Annotated in this window: 6 protein-coding genes and 1 riboswitch; of the genes, 2 read left to right on the top strand and 4 right to left on the bottom strand. The window is 54.7% G+C overall.

What is annotated here, in order from left to right; all coding sequences use genetic code 11:
• Positions 1–117: 117 nt before the first annotated feature.
• The 4 genes from thiO to thiL form a co-directional block, all read right to left on the bottom strand.
• Complete coding sequence (thiO, locus tag ACESLU_RS09010; protein ID WP_372638153.1) at positions 118–1,227, bottom strand: glycine oxidase ThiO; 1,110 nt, start codon at positions 1,225–1,227, stop codon at positions 118–120.
• A gap of 282 nt (positions 1,228–1,509) precedes the next feature.
• Positions 1,510–2,184 carry a thiaminase II gene (gene tenA, locus ACESLU_RS09005; RefSeq protein ID WP_372638150.1) on the bottom strand — a complete coding sequence of 225 codons (675 nt, stop codon included), beginning with the start codon at positions 2,182–2,184 and terminating at the stop codon, positions 1,510–1,512.
• A gap of 283 nt (positions 2,185–2,467) precedes the next feature.
• Positions 2,468–3,307: a bifunctional hydroxymethylpyrimidine kinase/phosphomethylpyrimidine kinase gene (gene thiD / locus ACESLU_RS09000; RefSeq protein ID WP_372638146.1), complete on the bottom strand. Its 840-nt coding sequence runs from the start codon at positions 3,305–3,307 to the stop codon at positions 2,468–2,470.
• A gap of 8 nt (positions 3,308–3,315) precedes the next feature.
• On the bottom strand, positions 3,316–4,365 hold the full coding sequence (thiL, locus tag ACESLU_RS08995) for a thiamine-phosphate kinase (RefSeq protein WP_372638143.1): 1,050 nt from the start codon (positions 4,363–4,365) through the stop codon (positions 3,316–3,318).
• A 37-nt stretch (positions 4,366–4,402) separates the two neighbouring features.
• Positions 4,403–4,498: riboswitch (TPP riboswitch) on the bottom strand.
• A 313-nt stretch (positions 4,499–4,811) separates the two neighbouring features.
• On the opposite strand from thiL, the gene tssD reads away from it, so the two are divergent.
• Entirely contained in the window at positions 4,812–5,198 is a 387-nt protein-coding gene (tssD, locus tag ACESLU_RS08990; protein WP_372638140.1) for a type VI secretion system tube protein TssD, read from the top strand.
• A 181-nt stretch (positions 5,199–5,379) separates the two neighbouring features.
• Positions 5,380–7,576, top strand: a 2,197-nt coding sequence (locus ACESLU_RS08985) for an AAA family ATPase (protein ID WP_372638138.1), incomplete at its 3' end; no start/stop codon positions are given.

Below are 7,576 nucleotides of genomic sequence, written 5' to 3'. Positions count from 1 at the left end.
CCTTTTTCCGCATCTTCCAGCTTAAAGGTCCGAAGCAGCTGTTCCAGCGTGTTCGCTTCCGTCTTCACCTGTTCTCCGTTAACAATCAGTTTCATAATATATTTGGTTATCTTTTCATTACCTGTCAAAACGCCGGGGACGAAAAGGGCGCAGTAAGTCAGACTTCGTCCCCTCTGTAATCTCCTCAATCAACCTATAAACGGTTACCGGCGTCATCAGAATTCCATGCCGGTAGTGCCCGGTGGCGTAATACAGCCCCCCGATACCGGATTCCCCGATCACGGGGGCATGGTCCCGGCTGGCGGGACGCAAACCGGCCGTAGTTTCGACCAGCGGCAGGTCATAGATGGAAGGGACCACCTCCCACCCGTCTTCCAGCAGTTCTTTTTGTCCCCCCGCCGTGGGCGTTTTATCAAATCCTTTCTCCTCGGACGTCGCTCCCAGACGAATCGTCCCGTCCTCTTTCGGCACCAGGTACATCCGCGGGGATCGCACGATGCCTTTCAGGGGACAATCACCGGTTTTTTCGAGCGTGATTATTTGTCCCTTTACCGGCCGTATAGGGGGACGTAATCGCCCGGGGATCCCCCCTATTTGCTGCGACCAGCTGCCGGCGGCCAGCACCACGGTATCAAAGGGCCATTCGGAAGAAGCCGTTGCCAGTCCCTGCACCGATCCGTCCGTAACCCGAACGCTTTTAACTTCCGACTCCTCCTTCAGCACTCCTCCCTGCCCCTCGAAGGCCTCCTTTAGTTTTTTCAGCAGTTGCCTGTTGTCAATCTGCGCATCGTCCGGGAGCCAGACCGCGGAAACCACCTTCGGGGAAAGCAGCGGCTCCCGTTCCCGGGCTTCGGTTCCCGTAATCAGTTCAACGGTGAGCTCCAATTCCTCGCGGAATTCATACAGCCGCTTGAGCCGCTCGGTATCGTCCCGGTCGATGCCCACCATCAGCGTGCCGCACCGATCAAATTCCGGGACCTCGGGGACATCTTCAGAAAGCTCATCCAGAAACCGGGGATACAGGCGCAGGCTCTCCTGTCCAAGTTTCATAAGCTCAATCTCTTCAAAACCCACTTCCGCATAAGGGGCCAGCATACCGGCCGCCACCCGGCTGGCCTCCCGACCCACACGGTGCCGTTCAAACAGGGTCACCTCCATACCGAGCCGCGCCAGTTGCCAGCCAATGCTCAGACCGATCACGCCGCCGCCGATGATGCCGATTTTCATAGTTTTCTTGTCTTGATCACCAAAATTTATATGCTGTCAAATGGTCCAGAAGCAGCGCCATGGGGTATTAATTCGACATTGCTTCGCAACCGTTATTGGTTATTTCTGATCCGAATTCGATGAGGTCAACCCCCTATAATCCGATCGTTCATCTGGTCACAGTTCAGCTCATCATGGAAGCAGATCACCGAATTCGGGAATCAAACCACCTAATTATTGAATGAAGCAGTCGCTCTATGACGGCAGACCCATTTATTCTAACCTTAAAGTGCTAATTCTAAGTTACTCTTCAAAACCATATGCTTCCTCAAAGGGCCACTGCTCCTGTTCGTAAGCGCTCTTCCAGAACATCCACTCCAGTTCCGTCGATTTTACAAACGCTTTGGTCATTTCCTCGAGCCGGTGATCCGGTTCCTGCTCCGCCACGGCATCGGTAATCTTAATCGCCCGGTCTACGCCTTCGTTAAACTCATCACCGGCGTAGGTGTCGATCCATTCCCGGTAGGGATTATCTGCGGAAGCCTCCTCATAGATCTCCAGTCCCACTTCCCGGTAAATCCAAAAACAGGGAAGAAGCGCTGCAATCGTTACCACATTGTCTTTTGTGACGGCAGTTGAAAGCAGAAAATTTGTATAGGCGAAACAGGAGGGGGATTTTTCGGCCTTCATTTCCACTCCGTATTGTTCATAATAATCCTGGTGCAGCTCGCCTTCCACTACGGCCACATTGGCCGCATACTGGAAGAAGCTATTCATGTGGTCATAGCGGTCTGAACGCACGCCGGCCAGCGACAGCGTTCGCGAAAAGTCTGCCAGGTAAAGCGTATCCTGTTTCAGATAAAAGAGAAAAACCTCCTCCGGCAGCGTGCCTTCCGTGAGTTCCGTAATGAAAGGCAGCTCCATGATTGCATCATAAACAGGTTCGATTTCACTCCAAAGTTGATCGGTGAATTTCATTATCAATTAACTACAGATGTTTTGTGTTATTATGGGTTATGTTAAATTGGTATTTCATAACAGCCCTCTTACAATTAATTGTGCATAAAAACTTCGCGAAACAGCTGTCGTTTCGATTTCGGGAATTCGCGACATAATCTGTTGCAGCTAACGGGTAAACCGTAGCGCACATCTCATTGCAACAGATAAAGAAAACAAACCCGGCACCAGGGACAGCCTTTCGCAAAGGTTACTCCACTGCGAGTCCTGATTTTCCACCATACATCCTTGTGAGGAATCCGGACTAATCCCAAAATTCATAAAAATGGTGCAGCGGTCCGCCCCCGCCCCCGATCCGGTACCGGCTGCCCGCTTTGATGGCCCCGGTAATGTAGTCTTTGGCATGGCCGACGGCTTCCGGCAGCGACTCCCTCTTGGCAAGTCCCGCTGCGATAGCCGACGAGAGTGTACAGCCCGTGCCGTGGGTATTCCTGGTCGGTATCCGCCCGGCCTCGTACCAGTAGACTTTTTTCCCCGCCTCATCCGGCTCCTGGAGGACCAGGCAATCGAGGCTCTGCTCCTCCTTAAAATGTCCCCCTTTCAACAGAACGGAGTCCGACCCATACTGCAGCAGCGACCGGGCGGCTTCCTCCATCTGCGACCGGTCTTCAATGGGTGCTCCAAGCAGGGTCTCCGCTTCCGGCAGGTTGGGAGTGATCGTGGTACTCAGTGGAAAAAGGAACTGCCTGAGCGCCTCAATGGCGTCGTCCTCGATCAGTTTAGCCCCGCTTTGGGCAACCATCACCGGGTCCAGTACCACCCGGCCAACCCCGTGGGCTTTCAGCCGGCCGGCCACCGCTTCGATGATATCAGAATTAAATAGCATTCCGATCTTGATGGCATCCACCCCCAGGTCTTCGATAACCGTATCAATTTGGAGCGCCACATAATCGGGCGGCAGAGCGTGGATGCCCCGGACTTCAAGGGTGTTCTGGGCCGTAAGGGCCGCCAGGACCGACATGCCATAACAACCCATCGCCGCAAATGTCTTAAGATCGGCTTGGATACCTGCTCCCCCTCCGCTGTCGGAGGTGGCGATCGTTAACGCTCGATGATAGGATTTAGGATTCTCTTTTGCCTGCATAGATCTGATTACGGTCGATTGAAATGTTGAAAGTGATGCTGCTGTATCTCCACGGGCGATCCGTTGCGAAGCGTACGCACCTCCGACGATCCCGACTCAACCGTGCCGACGACATGCAGAACTCCGCCAAACCGTTGCTCAAACTGCCGGGCCACAGCGGAGTATTGTGCCTGGGATACGGTCATCAGCAGGTGATAGTCTTCTCCCCCCGCAGCAGCCAGCTCCCGCAGCTGCTCGGCCGTCCGTCCAATCTTTCCAAACGCTTTGAAGTCCCCCGAAAGGGGGAGCTGATCCAGCGCAATAGTAATACGGCACCCACTTTGCTCAGCCAGGTGGCGGGCATCGCTTAGCAAACCGTCGGAGAGGTCGATCATTGCATGCACGGCGGGTTGCTCCCCCAGCCAGCGTCCCTGCCGCACCGCCGGTTCCGGGCGGAAATGCCACTGCAACAGTTCGCTGCGATGGTCTTCGGGCACCCTGCTATATTTTTGGGGATCTTCAAGAATGGAAAGGGCGGCGGCTGAATCGCCCAGCGGTCCCGTCACGCAGAGTATATCGCCGTCCCGGGCCCCACTTCGCAACTTCAGGTGCTCGGGATCTGCACGGCCGGTTATCATTACCGAAATCATAAAAGCGCCGGGCGAGCGCGTCGTATCCCCGCCCAGCAGCGGCACCTCGTACTTTCGGGCCAGCTCCATCAGCCCCTCCCGGAACCCGTCAAGCCGGTCTACGGGCATGGAGGCCGGCAAGGCCAGTGACAAGAAAAAGTTTTCCGGACGCCCCCCCATCGCTGCAATATCGGAAAGATTCACAGCCAGTGCCTTATGTCCCAGGTCCCGGTAGGAGGTCCATTCTGACCTGAAATGAATACCCTCGATAAGCAGGTCCGTGCCAATCAATTGTTTTTGTCCCCCGAAACCTTCAGTAACGGCACAGTCGTCTCCTATCCCTGTTATTCCTCTGGGCAGGTCGGGGCCGGCACCGGCAAAACGACGGATAATCTGCTCTTCGCCCAGATCGGATACGGTTTGCAAAGGTTGTGATGACGAGTCAGCCATAAAAAATCGGGTTATGCTGCTCGCCGCCGGAGAGGCAGGTAAAAATCTGTCGTTTCCCTACGCTGGTTTTATCCAGATCAGGTAGTCAGGATGTTATCTCAGCCGCTTTCCCGCAGCACTCCTAACGACAAGCAATACATTAATCAATACGGGATTAAGCTATCCTTTTATCTCATGTTATGCAACCGCCGCTTTCAAAAACATGGACAGGAGGGAGGGATTTTTTTCCTGCTGAAGGTTTTGAAAAACCAGGGATCTTGCGCAAGATCAAGACGAGAGGGAGGTTGGAATCGCAGCATATAGCCTATATGTGAAAATTTAAATCTGCCGGTAATAACAATATGGGACACATAAACGGCTTTATAAAAACCCTCTTGCATTTTTTTTAAAAAATAAGTAATTATCTTTTTTCATTCATCAGAGAGATAAAAAAACCCGTTCTTACTATGTCTTTTAAAGCCAAACTTGACGTCAACGGCAAGCAGGTTAATGTCTTGTCGTGCAGCTATGATCTGAACCAGGAAGTAGACGCGACCGGCCGCCCCTCCTCGGTGACCCGCGGGGGCCGCATCCGGCTGCAGGTCGAATCCACCGGGGACTCCTCGTTTTTCGAGTGGATGGTCAACAACTATGAGCGCCGCGACGGGACCGTGAGCTTTCTCAAGCGCGACACCGAAGCCAGAATGAAGCAGCTGAAGTTCAGCGAAGGGTACCTGGTGTCCTACAGCGAGCAGTTTGAGGCGACCAACGAGCAGCCGCTCAGCGAGACCTTTACCATCTCCGCCCGGGAGATTACCGTCGGGCAGGGAACCCACGTCAACGAGTGGGTGTAGCCGGTATTTTTTGGGAGTCGCCTGCCTGGAGGCGGGCGGCTTATCCGATGTTAATGGCGCCCGTCCGTTCTTTGAGGGGAATATTCCATCCCCGGAATCCGGCTAAATTCGAGGGACCTGCCGTATATTTTGCTGAGTCCGACAGAGACTTCCAGACAGAAGCATTGTTTCACCTGTTGTTTTGAGCAGCGATACGACGGTGCATGGGATACTAACCGGCGGATCGGAAAAAAGGGAAAGGGTCATCCGGGCAGATGGCCCGTGGTTACGAGCCAGCCCGTCAGGAGACGTTCGCGAGGAATCCCGGATCCCGGATAGCCTGTCCGGCAGAGAGACGATAAGAGGGTTTTGCAAAGGTCTCGATAAAAGAGAAGACGTTACGTATTTAATTACTATGTCAGTAGCTTTATCACATACGGATATTGACACCGATATTGATTTTTCAGAAGAAGTGGGGAAGGTCCTGCATATCGCCGCCCGGAAAGCGGAAGAATACCTGCACCCTTCATATGGCCCCCCGCACTTGTTGTGGGCGCTTTTGAACCGGCAGATATCCACCCATGAACTCATACGAACATGGGACAAAGATATTTTTTATTTGCAGGAGTGGGCGTCGGTCCGCCTGGAGGAATACCCCAAAGCGAATGGAGCCGCCGGCCGTGTGGACGCTGCTCCCGGAGTCGGCAAACTCCTGATGGAAGCAGACCAGCTGCGGTTTGAGCTCAACCGGCAGAAGGTGGATGCGGTTTGCCTGCTGGCGGCGTTATGTACGCCCGGATTGGCATTCAGTGTCGACCAGCTCAAAACGTTTTTGCTTTCTCGGGAGGAGATTGTTGCCGCCGCAGATGGAACGGCCGTCGAGTCCGGGGCTGAGGATCGACCGTCGGGGCCCCGGCAAAGGGGGAACACCGCTTCCCCGGATGGCCTGCACGCCCCCTATTGCCGGGATATACGCCGGGAGTTAGTCCAACAGGAGCATGCAGGCCTGGTCGGGCGACAGCGGGAAATAAAGAACTGCCTCGAGATCCTGTGCCGGTACACCAAGGCCAATTTACTGATCACCGGAGAGCCGGGGGTCGGTAAAACGGCCTTGATAGCCGGTTTGGCGGAACAGATAGAAGAACAAAATGTGCCGTCTAATCTGCTAAAGGCCCGGCTGTTGCAGCTTGATTTAGCCGCACTGCAGGCGGGAGCCACCTACAAGGGCGAACTGGAAGATCGATTTCAACGGCTGTTGGACACATTGGATGATCGGGAAAGGCCCATCCTGGTTATCGAGGAGATCCACACCCTGCTGGATAAGCATGAGCATTTTTCTTCGCTGGCAAACCTTCTGGCTGTGGAGCTTCGGCGGGACCAGCTTACAGTTATAGGTACGACAACGCCGGAAAACTATCGCAAGAATCTTGAAAAGAATGAGCGTTTTGCCCGGCTTTTTGAAACAGTAACGCTGGAAGAACCCGGGGATGAGGTCACCGCTGATATCATTCGTGGGGTTATAACGCCCTATGAGCGGCATCACAGCCTGCAGGTTACCGGCGAGGGCATCCGGGAAGCCATCCGGCTGTCCAGGCGCTATGATAAGGATCGCCGCCTGCCCGCGGCCGCTATTGACCTGCTTGACCGGTCCATGGCGAGGGTGCGCATCGCGGTCAACCGGTCGCAAGCGGTATTTGAGCGGTTAAACCACTTATATGAGCGGTATGGTGAGGACCCCGAACAGGAATCAATGCCGGCCCTGCGCGAAACGTACACCGCTTTTTGTGAGGTCGCCCGTCCGTTGACGGAAACACGCGCGGACCTCTCCCTGGAAGAGGGGGACGCCCTGGACGGTGACGACCGGTTTCTTGCGTATATGGACGATATTATCCCCCGTATTGCAGCGGTGGTCGAACAGCCGGCCCGGCAGATAAAAACCGCTGATTTAGCGAGAGTTATTTCAGGCAAAACCGGCATCCCCGCGGGGAAAATTCGGGAGAGGGAAAGAACGCGCCTGCTAAGAATGGAGGAGGTCCTCCGCGAGCGGGTGGTGGGGCAGGATGCGGCCTTGCAAAGCGTTTCGGAGGCGGTGCTTGAATCCCGGTCGGGGCTGCTCAGAGGGGGACAGCCGATCGGCTCGTTCTTTTTTATGGGTCCGACGGGCACGGGCAAGACCGAACTGGCCAAGTCACTGTCGGCATTCCTGTTCCGGGACGAGCAGGCTATGATCCGGTTTGACATGTCGGAATTCAAGGAGGAGCATTCGGCGGCGCTGCTTCATGGCGCTCCGCCGGGGTATGTGGGATATGAAGAGGGCGGACTGCTGGTAAATAAAATCCGCGAGCGGCCCTATTCGGTGGTCCTGTTTGATGAGATAGAAAAAGCGCATGCCTCGGTTT

This window comes from Fodinibius sp., assembly GCF_041642155.1.
Classification (GTDB): domain Bacteria; phylum Bacteroidota; class Rhodothermia; order Balneolales; family Balneolaceae; genus Fodinibius.
The sequence above is the reverse complement of the archived record's forward strand: the minus strand, read 5'-3'. Positions and strand labels throughout refer to the sequence as shown.

Coding starts and splice junctions, on each gene's coding strand:
- tssD (WP_372638140.1), top strand. CDS start 4,812: ATGTCTTTTAAAGCCAAACTTGACGTCAACGGCAAGCAGGTTAATGTC.
- thiO (WP_372638153.1), bottom strand. CDS start 1,227: ATGAAAATCGGCATCATCGGCGGCGGCGTGATCGGTCTGAGCATTGGC.
- thiL (WP_372638143.1), bottom strand. CDS start 4,365: ATGGCTGACTCGTCATCACAACCTTTGCAAACCGTATCCGATCTGGGC.
- thiD (WP_372638146.1), bottom strand. CDS start 3,307: ATGCAGGCAAAAGAGAATCCTAAATCCTATCATCGAGCGTTAACGATC.
- tenA (WP_372638150.1), bottom strand. CDS start 2,184: ATGAAATTCACCGATCAACTTTGGAGTGAAATCGAACCTGTTTATGAT.